The sequence below is a fragment of the Paenibacillus sp. LS1 genome (assembly GCF_026013365.1).
GTDB lineage: Bacteria > Bacillota > Bacilli > Paenibacillales > Paenibacillaceae > Paenibacillus.
The window spans coordinates 1128561-1146149 of sequence record NZ_JAPDOE010000002.1; the positions used below are offsets into that span (position 1 = coordinate 1128561).

19 protein-coding genes are annotated in these 17589 nt (G+C 45.3%); 2 read left to right on the forward strand and 17 right to left on the reverse strand.

Annotated features, from left to right (window positions below; translation table 11 throughout):
* Positions 1 to 2: 2 nt before the first annotated feature.
* From OM416_RS14360 to OM416_RS14370, 3 genes are all read right to left on the reverse strand, one after another.
* Positions 3 to 425: a hypothetical protein gene (locus OM416_RS14360; protein WP_264930265.1), complete on the reverse strand. Its 423-nt coding sequence runs from the start codon at positions 423 to 425 to the stop codon at positions 3 to 5.
* Between the two features lie 108 nt (positions 426 to 533).
* Positions 534 to 968 (reverse strand): GNAT family N-acetyltransferase, encoded by a 435-nt coding sequence (locus tag OM416_RS14365; RefSeq protein ID WP_169478917.1) that lies wholly within the window; start codon positions 966 to 968, stop codon positions 534 to 536.
* Positions 969 to 1016: 48 nt separating this feature from the next.
* Entirely contained in the window at positions 1017 to 1442 is a 426-nt protein-coding gene (locus OM416_RS14370) for a GNAT family N-acetyltransferase (RefSeq protein ID WP_264930269.1), read from the reverse strand.
* A gap of 146 nt (positions 1443 to 1588) precedes the next feature.
* Between OM416_RS14370 and OM416_RS14375 the strand changes: the two genes are divergently transcribed.
* On the forward strand, positions 1589 to 1915 hold the full coding sequence (locus OM416_RS14375) for an SRPBCC family protein (protein WP_264930271.1): 327 nt from the start codon (positions 1589 to 1591) through the stop codon (positions 1913 to 1915).
* Positions 1916 to 2001: 86 nt separating this feature from the next.
* Here OM416_RS14375 and OM416_RS14380 read toward each other — a convergent pair whose 3' ends face one another.
* The 12 genes from OM416_RS14380 to OM416_RS14435 form a co-directional block, all read right to left on the reverse strand.
* Positions 2002 to 3927, reverse strand: coding sequence for an FtsX-like permease family protein (locus OM416_RS14380; protein ID WP_264930273.1), 1926 nt, complete (start codon positions 3925 to 3927; stop codon positions 2002 to 2004).
* A complete protein-coding gene (locus OM416_RS14385) occupies positions 3924 to 4679 on the reverse strand; it encodes an ABC transporter ATP-binding protein (protein WP_264930275.1) in 756 nt (251 codons plus the stop codon). Before OM416_RS14385 ends, OM416_RS14380 begins: the two co-directional genes overlap by 4 nt.
* Before the next feature lie 116 nt (positions 4680 to 4795).
* Positions 4796 to 5800: a sensor histidine kinase gene (locus tag OM416_RS14390; RefSeq protein ID WP_264930278.1), complete on the reverse strand. Its 1005-nt coding sequence runs from the start codon at positions 5798 to 5800 to the stop codon at positions 4796 to 4798.
* On the reverse strand, positions 5797 to 6486 hold the full coding sequence (locus OM416_RS14395) for a response regulator transcription factor (RefSeq protein ID WP_264930280.1): 690 nt from the start codon (positions 6484 to 6486) through the stop codon (positions 5797 to 5799). Before OM416_RS14395 ends, OM416_RS14390 begins: the two co-directional genes overlap by 4 nt.
* A gap of 185 nt (positions 6487 to 6671) precedes the next feature.
* Positions 6672 to 7442, reverse strand: coding sequence for an SDR family NAD(P)-dependent oxidoreductase (locus OM416_RS14400; RefSeq protein ID WP_264930282.1), 771 nt, complete (start codon positions 7440 to 7442; stop codon positions 6672 to 6674).
* Positions 7443 to 7490: 48 nt separating this feature from the next.
* Positions 7491 to 8171 (reverse strand): class I SAM-dependent methyltransferase, encoded by a 681-nt coding sequence (locus OM416_RS14405; RefSeq protein WP_264930754.1) that lies wholly within the window; start codon positions 8169 to 8171, stop codon positions 7491 to 7493.
* Positions 8172 to 8427: 256 nt separating this feature from the next.
* Positions 8428 to 8811: a VOC family protein gene (locus tag OM416_RS14410; protein WP_264930284.1), complete on the reverse strand. Its 384-nt coding sequence runs from the start codon at positions 8809 to 8811 to the stop codon at positions 8428 to 8430.
* A 128-nt stretch (positions 8812 to 8939) separates the two neighbouring features.
* The gene (locus OM416_RS14415; RefSeq protein ID WP_145146658.1) at positions 8940 to 9458 is read right to left on the reverse strand and encodes a GNAT family N-acetyltransferase; all 519 of its coding nucleotides are present in this window, start codon (positions 9456 to 9458) and stop codon (positions 8940 to 8942) included.
* Between the two features lie 34 nt (positions 9459 to 9492).
* Positions 9493 to 10017 carry a YfiT family bacillithiol transferase gene (locus tag OM416_RS14420; RefSeq protein WP_264930287.1) on the reverse strand — a complete coding sequence of 175 codons (525 nt, stop codon included), beginning with the start codon at positions 10015 to 10017 and terminating at the stop codon, positions 9493 to 9495.
* A gap of 48 nt (positions 10018 to 10065) precedes the next feature.
* On the reverse strand, positions 10066 to 10608 hold the full coding sequence (locus OM416_RS14425; RefSeq protein ID WP_264930290.1) for a GNAT family N-acetyltransferase: 543 nt from the start codon (positions 10606 to 10608) through the stop codon (positions 10066 to 10068).
* A complete protein-coding gene (locus OM416_RS14430; RefSeq protein ID WP_076330198.1) occupies positions 10605 to 11147 on the reverse strand; it encodes a hypothetical protein in 543 nt (180 codons plus the stop codon). The genes OM416_RS14425 and OM416_RS14430 overlap by 4 nt, the downstream gene beginning before the upstream one ends.
* A gap of 18 nt (positions 11148 to 11165) precedes the next feature.
* Positions 11166 to 11606: a hypothetical protein gene (locus OM416_RS14435; RefSeq protein ID WP_264930293.1), complete on the reverse strand. Its 441-nt coding sequence runs from the start codon at positions 11604 to 11606 to the stop codon at positions 11166 to 11168.
* 185 nt (positions 11607 to 11791) lie between these two features.
* Between OM416_RS14435 and OM416_RS14440 the strand changes: the two genes are divergently transcribed.
* The gene (locus OM416_RS14440) at positions 11792 to 12565 is read left to right on the forward strand and encodes a sporulation protein (RefSeq protein WP_264930295.1); all 774 of its coding nucleotides are present in this window, start codon (positions 11792 to 11794) and stop codon (positions 12563 to 12565) included.
* Positions 12566 to 12733: 168 nt separating this feature from the next.
* Here OM416_RS14440 and OM416_RS14445 read toward each other — a convergent pair whose 3' ends face one another.
* Together OM416_RS14445 and mngB are read right to left on the reverse strand one after the other, a co-directional pair.
* Complete coding sequence (locus tag OM416_RS14445) at positions 12734 to 14701, reverse strand: BglG family transcription antiterminator (protein WP_264930298.1); 1968 nt, start codon at positions 14699 to 14701, stop codon at positions 12734 to 12736.
* A 52-nt stretch (positions 14702 to 14753) separates the two neighbouring features.
* Positions 14754 to 17432 carry a mannosylglycerate hydrolase gene (mngB, locus tag OM416_RS14450; RefSeq protein ID WP_264930300.1) on the reverse strand — a complete coding sequence of 893 codons (2679 nt, stop codon included), beginning with the start codon at positions 17430 to 17432 and terminating at the stop codon, positions 14754 to 14756.
* Between the last annotated feature and the right edge of the window lie 157 nt (positions 17433 to 17589).

Genomic DNA, 17589 nt, shown 5'->3' on the forward strand with positions numbered 1-17589 from the left:
ATTCACTTCTTGCTAATCTTAAACTTGAACGCCCAAGTTGCTGTGTTACCAGAATATCTTCCTCTGTTCTCGGTGACCACTACGGAAAGTGTCTTGTTGGTTGACTTGGAGAACGAAGATAGTTTGACGTTTGTGCTTTTGCTTCCGTAATCCGGAATCTTGTCCTGTTCTTCGGCGATGGCTTCCAGTTTCAATGTACCTGTGGATTTCAGGTTTAATGTAACCGACGAGCCCTCTTCCAAATCTTTGCCGTTCACACTTGCTCCGATAGCCCATTCATTGCCGACAGAATTATTCTCCACAAGCTCTGCGCTCACCAGCGTCACGGTGACCTTCACCGTTTTGGCAGCAGCATAGGAAGTTGGGGAACATACGGCGAATACCAGGCTCAGAATCATGAAGACATTAGCCCATTTTTTGAACATGAGAGTGCCTCCCTCTTATTCATCTCTTTTGTTAAGACTATGCCTTATTCGCCATACTCATTAAGTAATCCTTCCACTTGTGTAAGAACTTTTTAACTGATCGTTTAATTAGAAATGCTTCCGGTAACCCTGAACCTTCTCATCCTTGAAACCCAGCTTCTCATAAAATATATGCGCTTCCTTGCGCTGATCGCCAGACACCAGAATCATGTAACCACAACCAAGATCTTTCGCAATCCGCTCAATCTGGAGCATTAATTTCTGCCCAATCCCCTGTCTGCGTACCTGATCCGACACAATCACATTCTCCACAACCATGAACGGTTTGCATGGACCCACCAGATCCATACACTCTATCCCCATAACCGATCCGACCAGTTTGCCATTGTAAAATGCCCCAAGCACGTGATAATGACCATTCTGCTGTATGTAATGAAACATCTTTTTCATCTGCTGCTCATTGGTAGGCATACCCATCAACTCATCATACAGTTTGCTTAAACCTGGCAGGTCCTGTAGTTCAATGGCTTTGATCGTAACCATAATATGTCCTCCTGACGTTCTTTCTTATTTGGTATTCTATATTCTATCTTAATTAAGGTCCTTCTTGAAGTAATAATGGCAATGCCCTGTTGGAGCATTCTCGATGGTTGTGATCAATTGGTATCCGTGCTTCTTGTAAAATTCCGGTGCTTGGTATGAGAATGTATTTAACATAATAAAATTACAGGATTTCTCGCGCGCAATACGCTCCACCTCAAGCAACAACTGGGAACCGTATCCCCGATGCCGCTGATCGGAGTCCACCCAAAGGATATCAAGTTCTACCCAATTCCAGCAAAGTGTACTGAGCACTCCTGCAACAATCTCGCCAGTCTCATTTTTGATATTAAAATTAAATTCTTCATACCGATTTCTTAATTCCTCACTCACATGGGTCGCATTGTATGCGACTAATCGCTGGCGAACATATGCCGAATCTTCTGAAGTACTTTGATTGATGTTTAACTGAGACATCTTCTGTTCCACTCCCCTCGTTACACTGTTATACATGAATCAGATTCATGGACTCTATTAATCATTTCGACTTAATTCCGAAATCATCCTTTTTTTTACGAAGCTATATTCATTTTCCAGATAACCCGTTAAACAAAAGTAACTAATTGCATTATACTTATCTGTATAAAGTTGTACAGAATGAACCCAAAGTCGGCGGTACTTGGGAAATCGTAGACCATCGTGAGGGGAAGGATTATAGAGCTATTGGAGAATACTTGGAGATTGATCCACCCAGCCGATTGGTGCTTACATTTGAGATGCCACAATTTAGCGAAACTGTTGATACGATTACCGTTGAAGTCACTTCTCATGGAGAGCGTTCCGAGCTGACGTTCACACAACAGATTATCGTTCCCCATGAAGAAGGCTGGACTGGAGACGATATTGAAAAAGCAATCCTTAAATACAACACCGGTTCTGAGCAGGGATAGAAAGCAAGAAAAAGAGCAGTCTGTAATCATTACAGCTGCCCTTTACTCAACCTATTTTGCTATATCAGCATCTCCTGATCCCAATTCTACAAAGCTTCCTTAATTACCCGTTTATAGTACCACACAGACAACAGGCCAAAAATTGAATATAGCAATGTATAGACTATCATGACAATGACCGTAGGTGTCGCCAGCTCCGTACCAAAGAAGAACCAACCTGACTTCACGGCAAAGTAACTATGACTCAATCCCACCACAAGCGGAATACCGAAGTTAAACAACTGCTTGATCTGAATTCCTCTCAACAGATTGCTTTGCGTGAATCCAAGTTTACGAAGAATGGTATAATTGCCCTTCTCCTCTTCACTCTCATTCATTTGTTTAAAGTACAGGATACATCCCGATGTGATCAAGAACGTCAACCCAAGGAATCCAACAATGAACATAATTAGGCCCATCGTGTTACGTTGGTTATTTCTGAATTCAATCTGGGAGAAACTTGGCGCTTCCAACTGCTGCTCCTTATATACGGCGTATGCATCTTCAGCCTGCCCCTCGTTCTTAATACGTACACCATAGTAGTCAGCCCACTCGGCTTTCTGCAGCTCGGGATCGATGTCCTGCTTCAGCTGCTGATATACCGTCTCATCTACCACCGCTACAGGCGTGCCCCCAGTATAATACGCGGGAAGGACTCCACGTTTGGTTGTTCCGATCAGTTGTTGTGCCAGCGTTCGCTTCAATCCATGCAAGACGATTGGACCTTTCTCCTGAATCGAAATCAACTGCTGAATCGCATTTCCATATCCCATGAAAACCACTTCACCTGGCTTCAAATCAATGTTATCCACCATGTTGTCACTCAACACACTACTAAACAGGTACTGTTCCGTCATGGACTCATCCATCACTTTATGAGCATCAATTTCAATATAAATGGGCTGTCTATGCTTCTCTTCATATGGAATCTGTTTGTGTTCCAACTCCGCAACAAAGCGATTTTTCATATCCACCTGAGCAAAAGAAAAATCCTCCGGCAAGCTTTCCTTGGCCTGCACGTCTGCTGAATAATACGAAATGTAACTGAGCGACAGCATGCCTATAGCAAGCGCCGACACGGTTGTAATAATTGTAAGCAGCAATGCGTTGGATTTCATGCGGAACATGATTGAAGATAAAGACAACACCTCATGAATGGTAAGGTATCCGTTTTTACTTTTGCGAATCAGATTAAAAATAAAACTTACCGATCCCTTATAGAACAGGTATGTCCCCAATATGACCGAGAACAGAATCAGAAGCATCGTATACATCAACTTCTGCATATCCATTGCCTCGCCGCTGAACAGCCGTGCAGATAAGAAGTATCCATACAAAATCAGGGCAATACCCAAGACGCCTGTAATCATCTGTCCGACAGACATCTTCTGCACCTGCTGTTCCGAAGTGGCTGATACCCGAAAGAGCGAGAGGATACTCTGCCCATTGATAAAGGTATAGTTCATCAGCATGATGAGCAGGTATATGACCGTAAAGACGATGACCGTTTGCAGCAAGGCCATTGGTGAGAAGTACAGTTTCGTAATCGCATCGACACCGAGAATTTTGAACAAGATCATCAATACCAGCTTGGACGCAAGAAACCCAATTAACACACCGACAGCCATAGAGCCAAAATAGAGAATACTGTTCTCCGCACTCAAAATGCCAAAAATTCTGCCTTTCGTCAGTCCGATCAATTGAAACAACCCAATTTCTTTGCTGCGCCGCTTGATAAAGATCGTATTGGCATAGAGCAAAAAGATGCCGACAATGACGATTAAAAGTACCGAAGATGTGCCTATGGCGGCCGCACCTTTCGTTGAAGCAGCTACCTCATCCATGGAAGAATCATACTGCAACGTCACAAAGGAAAAATATAAGGCCACGCTGAACACAAGCGCAAATACATAGAGATAATAATTCTTCAGATTCTTCCTGAGATTGCGGAAGATAATATAACTCAAGCTCATTGCTGTACACCACCCAACACGCCCTGGGTTTTGATAATATCGTTGAAGAACGATTGCCGGGACTCGTCTCCTTTATTCAGTTGGGTATAGATCTGACCATCACGAATGAAGATTACTCTGCTGCAATAACTTGCGGCAACCGGATCATGGGTAACCATAATAATAGTCGCCTTTCGTGCATTGTTCATATCACTTAACTTGCTGAGCAGATCCGAAGCCGACTTGGAATCCAGCGCTCCTGTCGGCTCATCCGCAAAAATGATACTCGGCTCGTGGACAAATGCTCGTGCTGCCGAAGTCCGCTGCTTCTGACCACCCGAAATTTCAGATGGATATTTGTCTTTTAATTCGTAGATTCCCAGTTCACCGGCAATCTGTTCAAACTTCCGGTGTGCCTCCTGCTTTGGAATGTTCGTGATCGAGAGCGGTAATAATACATTTTCCTTCACCGTCAACGTATCCAGCAGATTATATTCCTGAAAAATAAAGCCCAGATGATGTTTGCGGAACTCAGCCAGCTGTTTCTCCTTCATTCCGGTGAATTCCTTGCCCTCAATATCAATCGTGCCCTGACTCACCCGATCAATGGAGGAAAGTACATTAAGCAGCGTCGTTTTACCCGAACCCGAAGGCCCCATAATACCGACAAACTCTCCCTTGCTTACCCCGAGGTCGATCCCCTTCAGCACTTCCTGTTTATTCAGTTTATTACCATAGACTTTATGAATTTTTTTGGCTTCCAGTATCCACATATCCCACTCGCTCCTCTTAGATCTTCTGCAAAATGCTCATGTCTATATCATAGGCGGGATGTGCAGTGTTATCGTGCGATTCACCGAACAAAACCAAAAAGCATGTGACATTGTTGTCACATGCCTGCAAGATGCACCATGTCGTTTTTTCGCGGAAAAGTAAGTGTGACGATTGTGCCCTCGCCAAGAGAAGATTTTACATGAATGTTCATATAAAGCGTCTGGACCACCTGACGAACCAAATATAGTCCCATCCCAGTAGCTGACCCATTCATTCTGCCTCGGGTAGACGTAAATCCTTTATCAAATATACGCGGCAAATCTTGAGCCTCAATCCCCCGCCCGTGATCCTGAATCATGAGTATGATGTGTCCATCCTGTTCCCGACTTTCAATGAGAATATCCGATGAATCACTATACTTCACCGCATTGCTCAACAACTGCCGGAGGATGAAGCCTAACCATTTGCTGTCTGTCAGCACGTGAGTAGCCGTGAGGGAGACATCGAAGCCAATGCCTTTGGAAATGCACCACGATTTCAGTGCTCGTATCTCGCTATTCAATACCGGTTCAAGTTCGGTCTCTTCGATGAACAGATCATTATGAATGAACGGAATACGCTTCTGATGAAGCTGCTGATCCAGCAACTGATGAATTCGTAACCATTCATATGTCATTTGATTCTGTAGCTTATCATCTGGCAAGCGCTCGATCATCAGTTGCAACGCAGTCAGTGGGGTCTTCACCTCATGAATCCAGGACAACATCTCATCCTTCTCCTGTTCCAAAGCGATAAAATGATGTGACGACTCCTTACGATACCGCTCCGACTGGGAGGTAATAGCCTCGTGTACGATGAGTTCATAGGGACTCTCGGCGATCTCAAGCTCTCCAAGATCATAGGTATGATCCCAAGTGTTCAACTTTTTATAAAAGCGGGTTTCTTTCAGGTATCTCGCCCAGATAAAAACAAGGCATACCATTACATTCAATCCTACGATATACATCACAGATTGAAATGGAATGGACGAGTCCAGGTAGGCCACCAATAAGATAATGAGCTGCATGCTTACCAACAGCCATAACCAGCTAGCCTTTTCCCGTATGTATTTGCCGATCATGCTTCCGCCTCTTCCGTTGCCATGTAGCCCTGACCTACTTTGGTTTCAATGTAACCGTCCAGTCCAAGGGGTTCAAGTTTCTTCCGTAACCGGTTAACGTTTACCGTGAGTGTATTGTCACTCACGAAATGCTCATGATCCCACAAGCTCCGGATGAGATCCTCACGGGTAACAATCTGATTTTTGTGCTCGACCAGCACTTTAAGGATGAACATCTCATTTTTGGTTAACAGGATGGATTCATCCCCACAGGTCAACGTATTTTTCACATATTCAATAGCCGCACCGCGCCAGGTTCGGAGTTCAATATGCTCTGTATTATAGTTGTACACCCTCCGCAAAGTCGCTTGGATCTTGGCAATCAATACATCGAAATGAAAAGGCTTCTGGATAAAATCATCTGCACCCAAATGCATGGACATGACCATATCCGCAGGATGATCCCGTGAGGACAAAAAGATAATCGGCACATTGGAGTGCGAACGAATAATCCGGCACCAGTGAAACCCGTCATATTGGGGCAACTGAATATCAATAATGACCAGTTGCGGCTGAATCACGCTGTACTCCTGCAATACCTTGCCAAAGTCCTGCACACCATACACGTCATACGACCACTGGGTTAAGCGTTCCTTGATTTCACTGAATAACGATTCGTCATCTTCAATGAGCATAATTTTAAACAAGAGACTTCACCACGTTTCTGATCTTCTAAGGTTGAAAAAGGTAATTAGACTCCGTTGTTGCAGGATCATCTTTACCGTTACAAATCGTACTTCCGATCGCTGATTCCAGTGTACAGGGAAGTTGGGCTTATATCAAAAAGTATGCATACTTCGTAAAGAAAAAGATCCGAAATACATATATCATGTTATCTCTCAATGGTGTGCATAACATGGCTTGCATCACTGTGTGCGTCCATATGCTCGATCAACTGCATCGCTACGTCTCGTGGCGACCTTAATTGTCCCGCTTCATATACTTGATTGAACACACCAGCAAGGGCAAATTCCTCTGCACTTTTGCCTCGTGCAACAGCCTGTAATTCCGTATCAACCATCCCCGGATCAAAAGCAATAATCTCAACAGGGTTCTGTTTGCCCGTTTGTTCCAAAGATACGCATTGGGTAAACATGTTCATGCCTGCCTTGGATGTACAGTACACTGCCATTGAAGGCGCAGGATAACTCCCCGAACCCGATGAGAGATTGACAATTTTACGCCTGGCGGACAGGTGATTCGTTTGTTGAATAAAAGATGAACTCAATATCATTGGCGCTGCGAGACTGATGTTAAGACTTTGACTTATCTCTGCCGCACTGCACTGATCGACAGGTTTTAGAGGCTCTAGCATCGCTGCGTTATTAATGAGTCCAATGAAATCGGCTTCCTGAGACGGAATTTGGCTCAATACACGTGTAATCAAATCATCAATCCCAGTCAGGTCGGCAAGATCATACTGAACATGGTGGTAACGCCCGCTCCATTCCTCGCCTGATTCCAACAGATCCGAACCCGCGCGTGAAATACCGTAAACGTAATCCCCCTTAGCCAATAATAACTCTGCAAGTTGTAAACCGATCCCTTTGGATGTGCCTGTAATGATAAAGTGTCTTTTTCCTGTTCCTGTTCCTGTTCCCATTAAGATACCACACCTCCTCTATTTCCAATGCATGTTATTCCACTACTCTTAGGAGTTTTTCTTTCTCCACAACGTGGCCCACAGAAAAGGTACACCAAAACACGGTTCATGCTGCTCCATCGCCTTCATCGCACGGAACTCGACACTTTCGAAGCCATCTTCCAGCATGTAGCGAAGCTTCTCCTCCGTGAATGCAAGACCACCTCGCATCGACTTCTCTTGATACACCTGCCAATCATTCATAACGGTCTCCGGCCCACCAATATCGCCAAAACCCGGAGCAAAACAAGTCATTCCAAAATATCCTCCTGGACGGAGTGCATTGTGGATCATTTCTATGTAAGGAATGCGCTGATGTGGTAACAGATGATGCAGACAACCCGAGTCGTAGACAAGATCATATTCTTGCTCTGGTGCCAATTCGAACACAGATTGGCATTCAAAATGCACATCCAGTTGCTCTTCTGCCGCCCTCTCCTTAGCCCAGGCAATAGCTGTCTCCGAAAGATCATAAGCATCTACCTGATACCCTTGGCGAGTTAAATACAATGCATTTCTACCTGGGCCACAACCCAGTTCCAGTGCCTTGCCGCCGCTCAGCACACCTGTGTTCACATGCGCTACCAGGTTTTCATCCGGTTTGTTTGGGAAAAAGGGTATTGGTCTGTTCCGATCCTCATAGAAAGGCTCCCAAAACTGCTTGGCAGATCTGAAGTCGGCATCGAGCATATCATACAGATCCTGTACACTTTTAATCGTCTTTTCCACAACCACATTCCTCCTTAAATTCCCGTTCCACTCCTCATTTTCCGCTATCAAATTCTTGTTATTTTCATTAAATTATCCACACTCTATTATAACATTTTTACCCAGTAGTTCTCTATTTTTCTTGTGTTTTATATTCGAAAACATAAGCTTTTTCCCAACAAAAAACGACCGACATGGAATGTCGATCGCTTGCAATAGTGCTGTTTTAAGTTGTAATTTACTTCGCCCGTTCCAGTACAGCAAAGTAATTTCCTTCGTTATCGGCAAAGTTGAAGACACGCCCCGTTGGCATCTCGACAATCTCTCCAACCGTTACATGTTTACTAGACAAGTCGGCATATAATTGATCCAAATTTTCGGTGAAGAACATTAACGAAGGTGTGCCCAGATTTACACCCGCCGACATCCGCTCCACAAATGCCTTGTCATGAAGAATAATGCTCGTCTGCGAATTTGGGGTAGGCGCAATCTCAATCCATCTCATACCCTCGTCAAGGTTTACTTCATCCACAATATGGAACCCCGCAATTTCCGTCCAAAATGCCAATGATTCATCCTGATTGTTGACATACAACATAATCTGGCCGACTTTGCTAAACATGCATCCTTCACTCCTCTAATCATCTAATCTCTCAACATCCTACTTATCATTCCTCAAATTCCAATAGAGTATAACATGCAGGATAGCTTTTTTATCATCTTTCTTTGGTAACTAAGAACACATTACACTTATTGCGTGGCTCTTAACTTCTTCGTAAGATAAAGTACAACATCGTCGTCCATAATCGTTTCTTCACCCGGCTGAATGTAATGATCAAGTTTGTGTACACCGTGACCGTCTGGTATGTACCCGCGATGGGCATATAGAACTTGCGCTTTGCCATAATCGGAAAACACACCTACACCAATGCCTGCTACATCCGTTCGTTCCAGAATAACTTCCTCTGCTCGGTCCATCAACCGTGAACCAATCCCTTGGCGCTGGTACTTCATCAGCACATTGAAATCGTTGATTTCAGGAATCCCCTGCTCCTTGAACGCCGGATAATGTGATACCCATAATACATTAACATAACCGGCAAATTCTCCATTGAACTCCGCAACTAGGGTCACACGTTTCCCATTTTGCTGTTCAGCTAGGTAATGGAAATACTGCTCGGCAGATTTATGCCATCCCTGCGCTTGAAAAGCCTGCGAGATTACAAATGGATCATTCTCATTTAAGAGCCGTATATGTATATTCGTCATGATGCACTCCTTTCATAAGAGGTCTATTGGTTCTTTAAATTCCCAGTTTTCCTCTAAGCGATGTGATGTGGGCAACATGGTGTTTGCCATGCCAAGCATACATACCCAGATTGTAATCCAGTCTCGTCGTTTCTTTCGATGAGGGATGATAGAATTGTTTGGCATAATCTGCATCAGTCAACGCGTTTAACAGAAACACCCAGCGACGATGGAGCGCATCCAGAATTTGCAGCGAGAATTCGATATCCAGGTCTCTTGAATCACTCAATTCAGCCCAGCGCTCTTCATAATAAGGCCGAATCGTAGGTGTATCCTCTGTCAGTGCCAGCTTGAAACGAATCATACTGTTCATATGGCTGTCTGCCATGTGGTGAATCACCTGTTTGAGCATCCATCCGCCTTCTCGGTACGGCAGACTTAATTGCTCTTCACTCAGTCCCTTTACCGCTTCGCGCGCGCGTTCAGGCAACTCAGCAATATCCCGAATCCACTGCTCTCTCTGTGCAGGCGTAACCTCGCCCGTGTGTACAAATGGTCCTATCGGAAATCTTTCATCCATCCATTATTCCTCCTTGTTTGTATGATTGAAAATAACTTTAAACAGCAACTACAGTGTATATTCCATAAGCCAACAGTCTTGCATCTGTCCTTCATGCTGCTCATGTTTCTCTAACAGTTTAATCTTTTGGAAACCACATTTCTCATAACAGGATATCGCTCGCAAGTTCCAGGATTGAGGGTCCATAACCACTTTACGGGCTTGTTTTTCATTAATCAGAAAATTAAGCATGGATTGCACCAACTGTGTACCTATACCTTTATTCCAGTAATCTACCTCTCCAATAAACTGGTCCGTTCCATAGATGATTTCATCCGTGTCTCCATAACCATACTCCGTTCGTTCCTCTTCCTCAAGCTCATAGAACTGAATGTATCCAATCGGACTTCCTCCATACTCCACGATACAACGAGTAGCATTATCATCCTGATTGTAAAAATGTTCTCTTACCCGTTCCAGATCATGCGGCCGATCACGGCCTTCATAGTATTGAAGGACTTTCGGGTCAGTCAGCCACTTCACCAGATGGTGTTCATTTTCAATTTCCAAAAAACGTACGGTGATTTCATTTGATTCATATACATTATTCACTCTGCATACTCCTTAATGATTTCAAGCGGAGTTCCCGAGACCCAACTCAGGTCCTTGCCCAGAACATTTTCTTTATGAACATAATAGATCATGGGATGCTGAATAAGTTCTGCTTTCTCATCCAAAGGATGAATGGTAAAACGCATCTTGTACGTGCCCGCTGCATCAGGTATGGAGAACCCTGAAAATTCAGTCATTGCCGTGGCTGACTGCCTCTGTAACGCTTGACGAAGAATTCCTTCCATTGCACCCGTACTGCCGACGGAAACAGGTTGAATAAATCGGTTGTCCTTTTTATCACTAAACGATATTGAACCCCAGCCAGGCACAACGGGATATACAGTATGCTGACTCTTATCTTCTTTTCTGCGTGTAATAGATAATTGCACCTCGTATTTCTCCGAAGCGGTCTGCCGAATCGTGCCCTTTAAGCTAACATCCTGCTCTGTAACGCTCGGGGTCAAATTATTATATACAATGAAAGTTGCTACAATAACAATCGCAATGCCAGTTAGCCAACATATTGTACTTCTACGCATGTATTTAACCCCCCAAGATTATCCGTAAGTTTGAAGCAATTCGCTCTCCATTAATGTTTGTGTAACGCAGTCTAATTCCGGAGAAGCAGACCAATCACTATGTGTATTCAACCCATATTTAATTGTATGGATAACGCTATTGGCTGACATATATACATTGTGATGAACTCTCGGCTGGACAACGATGTGCTCTCCTTCACGCATCACTTGAATCGAAAGCATCTGATCTTCTCCATAACTGGCATAAGCAATCCATCCGGATTGCACAACATAAAACTCCGTTAGTTTGATATGTACATGACTGTTTTGCCATGCTCCCTGGGCTGAAGCAACGGTTCTACAATAATAACTGCCGTCTTCTGCTATCATTTTATATTTCTGTTCCCCGTTCGCCATCTTTTCAGAGATAGTTTTGACACCAGTCTCACCATGTTCCTGTTCTGAAAATTCTGTGTTCACTCGGCTTCAGCTCCTTACAAAAAATCCCTTCTTCCAAACCATTCGACATAGGTAAGTCGATTCTCCTGTTTTGATAGGGTTATATCTTTACTAAAATTTGAAACGCTTCTCTTCCAGTTTCCGTATTAAGGTCGAAGTCGTATTTATCCCCAAATAGTAAACCATCTGATCTGGAGGTTGAGCGCATGTCATTTTTCAAGAAAATGTTAGCCAGTGTAGGTGTTGGAGCAGCCAAAGTAAATACAGAATTGCATACACCAGAGGTCACGCCTGGAGGAATCATCTCAGGGGTTGTGTACATTGAAGGTGGAGATGTGGAACAGAATGTAGATCGAATCTATCTTTCAATCAAAACCCATTACATACGGGAGCGCGATGATCGCAAAGTAAAAGAAACAGCTGTTATAGCCAAATATTTGCTCACCGAAGGATTTACATTGCAGCCTGGAGCCAAATTGGAGAAAGACTTCTCATTTGACCTGCCAGAAAATTTGCCTATTACACTACATCGTGCAGAAGTATGGGTAGAAACGGGCCTCGATATCTCAAGCGCCGTGGACCCATCCGACCGGGACAGATTGCATGTTGTGCCTAGCAAAGACATGAACACCGTGCTCGATGCAATTGATATCCTTGGCTTCAAGCTGCGTGAAGTAACCAATGACTATGCGCCGAAGCTGGGCGGCAATCTGCCATTTGTGCAGGAATTCGAATTTGTGCCAACGAGCAAGTTCCGTGGGCATCTGGATGAACTGGAAGTGCTGTTCTATCCGATGGGGGATTCACTGGAACTGTTATTACAGATCGATCGCCGCGCTCGTGGACTCAGTGGAATATTCTCTGAAGCGATGGGAACGGATGAGAGCTTCGTCCGCCTGCATCTGTATGAAAGACACCTGGAGCGGGGTCCGCATTCTGTCGCTCAAGGACTGGAAGAAGTCATTTCCAAACATATCTAATCTATAGTTTGTGTAAACGAATAAAAACCGTCCTCTATCAGACAAATCTGATGAAGGACGGTTTTTCCCCTTTCGAAAAGGGGATCAGAAAAATCCGGGGATAACAGCGATCGGAAGGTTATTCTGTCATCGGAGTGTCAGTGGAAGTATCCTTAGTGAACTTATATATCAATACACTTCGGTACTTTTCAGACTCAACGTTTCGCATATAAGTTGGGCAAAGGCATCGAAGCTGCCGCAGGATTTCAGGCTTTCCAGCTGCTCCTCCTGCCGAATCAACTCTACAAACAGATCATAGATACCCATCGCCTGTTCGTAATCCTCTTTGCATATGGATAACATAAATACCGCATGTACTTCATTCTCTTCATCCCACGGAATCGGCTTCTCGAACAGACATACCGATACGGTCGTACGAGTTGAACTCAGCTCCATGGGATGTGGAATCGCCATACCTCTTCCAAGCGCGGTTGAAGCCATCTTTTCCCGCTCCTGCACAGCTGGCCAGAATTGCTCTGTTACAATTCCCTTCTCCAACAGCGCCCCGCTCATCTCAGCCATAAGTGTCATTTTGTTAGGCTGATCGGACCGAAACATGAACAATGCTGGATCAAAGTAACGCAGCAGCGTCATTTCCTCCTGCTCATCACTAGTTCGCACCAGATGAGTGATCGTTGCCATGTCGCGTTCCGATGGAATCGCAGCAATGACGGCCGACGGTTTGCCTTTGGACTCCCGTAACCGGATCGTGGAAATGACCAAATCTTCAGGCACACTCCCCATCTCCTCGTACTCTCTTAGCGATACTACACGAGAGACCTCCAGCTCGGCAAATAAAGAGCGTAATCTGGATTCAAGAATACGGGCTGTGCCGTATCCTGACCCACAGACGAGTAATACGGATTTCCGTTTGCGATGAGGAATCTGGTATTTACGTTCCAATGCTGCACCAATGTGAAGAGCCAGGTAACCAATCTCACTGTCATTGATCTCATGAGGTACGTATGTCTGTAGCTGTTTCACTGCACTGATCGTAATCTCATAAGCCAGTGGATAATATTTACGTATATGTCCCAGCAGTGGATTCCGCATATTCATGCCATGTTCCAACCGTGTAATCATAGGCTTCAGATGGGCATAGAGATCATTCGGCAAGCGGTCATCATCCCGCAGATCATAGGTGTACCGATCATAGATATGACCCAGCATCTGCTGTACAGCAACATATAATGGGTCACTTCGGAGTCCATTCCAATCGGTAGCGGTCATTTTTTTGCTAACAATATGAAGCAACAGATAATCTCGCTCTCCGACTGGACAGTGAATGGAATATAACGACTCCAGGTCTTGAATAATGTGTTGTGCAAGTTGCTGATCCTGAAGATTCGCCTCCACTTTCTCGAATCGCTCCAGTTCATGCCCCTGTTTAATGCGCAATACCATAACAGCCAGATGCGTAATCAGATCTTTCAGGGCCACATCTGCAATACGAACATTCTGTTTGCCTACATGGCGAATGACAATCTCGCGGATGTGCGCGGGTTCGATTGGATACAGCAAACGTTCCTGTGCAGCAGTCATGCCTTCCGGTCCCAGTTCTTCATCTCGCGCATCGGCGTACTCGGCAAGGCAATAACGGAACCTTTGCTCGTCACCGACGACCTTCACACCATGTCCTGGCTTGATCTGAAGCTGAAGCTGGTAGTTCTCCAGAATCTGACGAATGATTTTCAGATCGTTGTTCATCGTTGCACGGCTTATATACAGCTGATCAGCGAGGTCTTCCATCTTAATATGACCCGGTTCACCAAGCAGCTTGAACAATTCATAACGGATACGCTCATCGGGTGACCCAGGTACTGGCGCACCTTTTTGCAGATCATCCTTCCGTTCCTCCAACAGCTCATCATACCGCTTCGCATCGTGTACACGAATGGAATATCCCCATCCACGCTTGGACTCTAGGCTCCCGCCATGCCCCGTAAGGATATGATCCAACTTTTTCAGATCATCCCGAATGGTACGCACCGTAACCTCCAGCCTGTCTGCAAGCGCTTGGCTCGTCCAAGCCTGTTCCTGTCCTTCACCATGAATGAGGTGGAACAGCTTTTTCAACCGTTTAGTTGGAAAAATCATACCGATATCCGACCTCCCTTCTGATCAGGATTGTGTAGAACTAAAGCTCACCTTATATCGATACAAGTACCGTCATCAATTTACAATGTGCGAGTTCCGGTAAACGAACGACCTCTTCTCCCTCGGTTAACCTCTGTTGAGGCTCCAGGGGGTGTTCACCAAGAGATACACGCTCTGCATGTACAGGTTGATTAAAGTGCATGTTCACGTTTGCAGACTGTGACAAATACGGATTGAAGACACGCACAATGTATCCGTCACTCTCCTCTGCTTTCTTAAAGCTGCTTAACACCACGTTGGAATTGCCGCTGAACGACATCAGGCTGTAGTCGGGTTCCAGCACACGTTCCTCATCTCGGAAAGCAAAGATCAGTCGTCCGTTCAAAAAGTCGCACAGCTGATAACTGCTGATCGGTGTTAAATATTCACGCGCAGCACGGGCTACATTCGCTTCGTCGAATCCAGAAGTCTGGATATGCAGGCCGAAGGTAAAGGAGAGCTCACCAAGCAATTGCGCGTCTGGCGTTGCTACAATTTTCTCACCGGAAGCCCGTCCGGGACGATACAACAGGTTTTCCTTACCCATGAAACCGAACGTACGGAACAAGGTCAGGGCAATGGTATCCATTTTCTTCCCAACAATCTCGTACTCACGTACACCTTCCGTCATCACAGCCATACCATGCGAACCGTTGTTCAACCCTGCATAACTCTGCATCGCTTCAATGGTGATCGGTTTCTCCTGCCATTGTTCGCGCTCCCATACCTCCACTTCTGGCAATGAGGTTGGACGAGCAATCACACCGAAAGGCTGATCTGCAATGGATAGAGCGGAAGCAATTCCTGTATCAAAAAGGACACGCAGACGGTGGTTAAACACCTCATTCTGCACCTGAATGTGGAAGCGGATCAGCTTTTCTCCTTTGCGAAGGGATATGTCCACCTGCATTGGCAATGCTCCCGACGTGATGCCTGCGGCGCGCTCTTCCAGATCGTAGGGAACATCCAACGTGAAACGCAGGGATAATGTCTGGGTTACAGACGTTTGGGTGGTCATTGCACTCATCTGGCTACCAGCCGAAGAAACAATCAGATCCCGCTCGGGTGGAGAATAATTGTAGGAATCCCCGTCATCCCCATTATCTTCAAAGACCATTTGATCTGCATACACTTGGCCTGAACGCTTGTCCGTAATTTGCAAGGTGCCGTTTGCTCGCAGCGCAATGGTGAAATATTCATTTTCAATCATGTCCCCGTTACGCCGCTCAATAACGGGTGCAGTGCCCTGACTGAAATCAAAGATAATCTGGGTGTAGCCCATTGCCGGAACCTCTTGCAGTTCCACCAGCAATTTCGCGCGATATACCCGTTCCGGCAGATACACTTTGCGGCTTGGATTGAGATCGATGTGCTGTCCAAGCACATAATCGGTCTGGTCTACTTTTTCCAAAATGGTATAGGCCAGCTCGCGCCCTTTTGTATCCCGAATCACAAAGGATTCTTCCGGAATATAAGCTTCAATCTCGGTAACCCCGCCTCGCACATACGGTAGCGTGTTGAACAGGGTGAACGCAAATGTCTCCTCCTGCTGTATCGTTGAAGCAATCATCCGCATATGCAGATCGAGCAGATTCAGTGCGATATCATAGGCCTGTTTGTAACGGAACGCAACGTCCTGATTCGTTGTATCGCTGTTACAGCCACCGATGCTGTCATGTGCCGCATTCTCAAACAATAGCTTCCAAATGTCCTCCACAATGCGATGCGGGTAATCATGCCCGAGAGAATGGCTTATGGCAAGCACAGGTTCGAGCGTATTGGCAATCAGATTCTCAATCCGGTTATTCTGTTGTTTGAGATCCGCACGGGTGGAAAAAATGGACTTGTGAATGCGCATGTGCTTGGCTTCCATTAATTCACCCCGAAGTACAGGCAGATCCTGACTATCCGCTTCGATCTCCGCCAGAAAACGTTCCGGTTCATTCATCACATATTCGCGTTCTGTATCCAGCGCATTGAACCGTTCAATCAACTCCGGCAGGTTCAACCGGACAGGTGCCTGGTCAAATCCATTAGGGAAATAGATATGTTTGGTCGAGGCTTTTCGTTCCAGCGCACCAATCTGTTTCTCCAGATAAGGGATCAGATCTTCTTCATTTTCTGGAATGTTACCGCCGTAGTAATACCCGAATGGCATCTGTACAGCAAATACACGGCTACCATCCGATCCTTCCCACGTAAACTCGGTATGTGGATTCGTATTATCTGATACGCCTCTCCAGAACAGGAAACGTTCAATGCCAAACTCGCGGTAGATCTGTGGCATCTGTGCCGATTGTCCGAATGCATCCGGGACATAACCAACCTTCATCGCATGTCCGTACTTTTGTGCTGTTTTCATACCATAATACAGGTTTCGAACCATGGATTCACTGGAAATCACCAATTGATCCGTCTGTGTATACCAGGGTCCCGTCATCAGTCGTTTGGCTGAAACCAGTTGGCGAATGCGTTCCTCATCTTCAGGACACCAGCGGATGTAATCATCCAGCAGCGAGCCCTGTGCATCCAGCAGGTAATAATGAAATCCTTCGATATTTTCCAGTGCGTTCAATACTTCCTTGACGTGTTTGACGAGATACACTTTGGAACGGGAGGTCGTAAAATACCATTCCCGGTCCCAGTGCGTATGTGGAATCACATGTACTTTGGTGCGATTGCTCTCACTCATATCTCTATATCCCTCCAGATGCTTTTTAAAGGTTGTTCAAAAAAGTCCGCTTTTGATTACGAGGGATGCCTGTTGGCATCATCAGCATCGAAGATGGAATTCAGCCGAAATAAGTGGATGCTTACGAAGGTTGTTTCCTTCGGAAACATTGTAGTTG

Bases quoted from the DNA above. Each gene is read 5' to 3' on its own strand.
- OM416_RS14360 (WP_264930265.1), bottom strand. From the start codon at position 425: ATGTTCAAAAAATGGGCTAATGTCTTCATGATTCTGAGCCTGGTATTC.
- OM416_RS14365 (WP_169478917.1), bottom strand. From the start codon at position 968: ATGGTTACGATCAAAGCCATTGAACTACAGGACCTGCCAGGTTTAAGC.
- OM416_RS14370 (WP_264930269.1), bottom strand. From the start codon at position 1,442: ATGTCTCAGTTAAACATCAATCAAAGTACTTCAGAAGATTCGGCATAT.
- OM416_RS14380 (WP_264930273.1), bottom strand. From the start codon at position 3,927: ATGAGCTTGAGTTATATTATCTTCCGCAATCTCAGGAAGAATCTGAAG.
- OM416_RS14385 (WP_264930275.1), bottom strand. From the start codon at position 4,679: ATGTGGATACTGGAAGCCAAAAAAATTCATAAAGTCTATGGTAATAAA.
- OM416_RS14390 (WP_264930278.1), bottom strand. From the start codon at position 5,800: ATGATCGGCAAATACATACGGGAAAAGGCTAGCTGGTTATGGCTGTTG.
- OM416_RS14400 (WP_264930282.1), bottom strand. From the start codon at position 7,442: ATGGGAACAGGAACAGGAACAGGAAAAAGACACTTTATCATTACAGGC.
- OM416_RS14405 (WP_264930754.1), bottom strand. From the start codon at position 8,171: ATGCTCGATGCCGACTTCAGATCTGCCAAGCAGTTTTGGGAGCCTTTC.
- OM416_RS14410 (WP_264930284.1), bottom strand. From the start codon at position 8,811: ATGTTTAGCAAAGTCGGCCAGATTATGTTGTATGTCAACAATCAGGAT.
- OM416_RS14415 (WP_145146658.1), bottom strand. From the start codon at position 9,458: ATGACGAATATACATATACGGCTCTTAAATGAGAATGATCCATTTGTA.
- OM416_RS14420 (WP_264930287.1), bottom strand. From the start codon at position 10,017: ATGGATGAAAGATTTCCGATAGGACCATTTGTACACACGGGCGAGGTT.
- OM416_RS14430 (WP_076330198.1), bottom strand. From the start codon at position 11,147: ATGCGTAGAAGTACAATATGTTGGCTAACTGGCATTGCGATTGTTATT.
- OM416_RS14440 (WP_264930295.1), top strand. From the start codon at position 11,792: ATGTCATTTTTCAAGAAAATGTTAGCCAGTGTAGGTGTTGGAGCAGCC.
- OM416_RS14445 (WP_264930298.1), bottom strand. From the start codon at position 14,701: ATGATTTTTCCAACTAAACGGTTGAAAAAGCTGTTCCACCTCATTCAT.
- mngB (WP_264930300.1), bottom strand. From the start codon at position 17,432: ATGAGTGAGAGCAATCGCACCAAAGTACATGTGATTCCACATACGCAC.